We start from the raw sequence: 2,285 nt of genomic DNA, 5'->3' as shown, positions 1-2,285 counted from the left end.
AGCCACGGCCTTGGGCAGCACCTTTGCTTACGGCGGCAGCTTTGGCGAGAACCTGCTCAATGCGGGGATGAACGCCGGGTTTGACAAGCTGGGCGAGGGCTTTGCTGGCCACATTGGTAAACAGAAGCTCGACGGCGCACTGAGCGAGTTCCAGGGTGAACTGGCCCATGGTGCAGTGGGTTGCGGTTTGGGTATGGTCCGCACCGCCAGCAGCAAGGGTTGCGCTGCTGGAGCGGCAGGTGCCGTCACAGCCCACCTGACGGCTGGCGCCATCGACCGGCAAACCGGCTACACCATGTCCGATCAGGATCTGAAGTTCTGGTCTGGCGTGGCTGGCGGCGTGGCATCTGCGGCCACGGGAGACGGCAGACAGGCCCAGGCGAATTACGGGCTGGGCACTGCGCTTGGCGAGAGTGCGGTTGGGAACAATTATTTGACGGGGCGAAGTGTCAAAGCTGCTCTGGATTTGGTCGAGCGCAACTGTAAGACGAACTGCGACAGCTTGCTGCGAAGCATCGAGACCTCCTCTGCACGAAAGGGCGCAGACCTCGAACAGCGATGTCAAGTACACCCGGAAAAATGTTCTGGGGAGATTAAGGACACTGCTGAAGGGCTCCGAGAGTTGTACTCGGATCGAGCGGCAAAAGTCTTTGCCGACCGACCGGAAGTGCTGGCGGGTCTTCAGCGGCAACAAGTTCGAGATCTAGGCCGAGCAATCGAAGGCCTGGACTATGCCTCCGAGAACGCGGAGTCGCTGGAGCGTGTCAGAACAACGGTCTCAGCGCTTGCCGTCGGAGCGGGCGGAGGCGCGCTGCTTGGGTTGGCTGCAAGAGCATTGGTTCTGGCTTGTGCCAGTGGCGTGGGATCTGCTAGCTGTGTTGCTGCTTCGACTGAGTTGGCCGTTGGCGCAATGGAGACGGCTGGCGGCGTGCCTACGGTCGGATTGACTGCGGCCAGTGCTGCCGGTGTGGCGCAACGCCTCGCTCAAACTGCCAACCGCTCAAGTGACTTGACGCAAGTGGTTCACGAAGCGCGTTCTATTCGCGCAGAAATTGAGGTGCTGACTTCGCATGACCTCGGGCCTAAGGAGAATCTTGCGCGTGTGCTTCACCGAGTTGAGTTGGGTAAAGACCCGGCAAAGGGTGGGAAGTTTGTTGTCGATGAAGCTATTACAGGGGCGAGAATTGAACAACAGATGGGATTGAAGCTCAAACGTGACCCCTCTGGCGATGGAGACTGGATATCCTCTCGCGGTGAAGTACTGGATGGAGCAAGCCCACCACCTGGAAAGTACTTCAGTGACAAGTCCTTTGCCCAATGGCAGTCATCGATCAGAAGTCATCTGAATAAGCAAGGAGTTGACGTAATCGTCGTAGACCCAGTTCAACGAGGCCTGTCAGCAAGCCAAATTGAAGCAGTAAAGTCATACATCGGAGGCCTTTCTGAGGCAGAGCAATCTAGGATTCTGATATTGGAGTGAGGTGCCTGTGAGTTCTAGTTTGATTACGTTTCGCGGCAGGTCCTTCTGGATGCATGATGCAACAGGAGAAGTTGTTCTCGCCGCTTTGCTTGACCGGGTGGCGGCAGAAAACCCTTGCCGACCGAATATCAAGGCAGTACTAAAGGAGGTAGATGATGCTCTTTCTAGCGGATGGGTTTCCGGCATACTTTCGAACTTTGAGGAGTTTGTCGAGCAAGATCCTTGGGTCAAATGCAGCATCCTCGACCTGACTGCTCGGCTGTTGCTGGATTCGAACGGCACCAGAGAATCGGAGGTTGTCCGAAGTGGTGGGTACCAAGTGGACAAGCAGATGTTCTGCGAGGAACTTAGTGCTTTGAGAGACTTGCTTAGCGGCAAGGGCCGATTCGATGGTCCTTCAAAGATCTATTCACTTACGGAGCGCAGTTGGAAGGTTGCGTAGGGATTGGTACGACCACGGTTTGATTTCTCCACTACGGGGCCCATCGGTGACATGTTTGTCATACTTCGCATCTGATACCAATTCGAGAGTAGTGACAAAAGAAAGGGTGCCAGCGAGCTGCACCCTTCCTTTGTTCCTCGCCACAGCGGGGCGCTGGGGTCGCGTCTTGTCTTTTGCCTCCTTAGCAGGAATGGTGGCAACTCCACCTGCATGACACCGTGACTCAGTACGCATCGACTTCAACAGCTTCGCGTGTAGTCGCTGGGGTCGGGTCTTGCCTTTTGCCCTCTTTGCGACCGTGGGGGGCAAAACGCAAGACCTGACACCGACGTAATGGTGCAAGACCTGACACCGACGTAATGG

At 56.3% G+C, this 2,285-nt stretch carries 2 protein-coding genes; both read left to right on the top strand.

From position 1 onward, the window contains the following. A partial coding sequence (locus tag ABWV89_RS18790) for a hypothetical protein (protein ID WP_353400591.1) occupies positions 1-1,480 on the top strand: 1,480 nt, incomplete at its 5' end. A gap of 7 nt (positions 1,481-1,487) precedes the next feature. Continuing rightward, entirely contained in the window at positions 1,488-1,922 is a 435-nt protein-coding gene (locus ABWV89_RS18785) for a hypothetical protein (protein WP_353400588.1), read from the top strand. Positions 1,923-2,285 lie beyond the last annotated feature (363 nt).

The organism is Hydrogenophaga sp. 5NK40-0174 (assembly GCF_040372165.1).
GTDB lineage: Bacteria > Pseudomonadota > Gammaproteobacteria > Burkholderiales > Burkholderiaceae_C > Hydrogenophaga.
The sequence above is the reverse complement of the archived record's forward strand: the minus strand, read 5'-3'. Positions and strand labels throughout refer to the sequence as shown.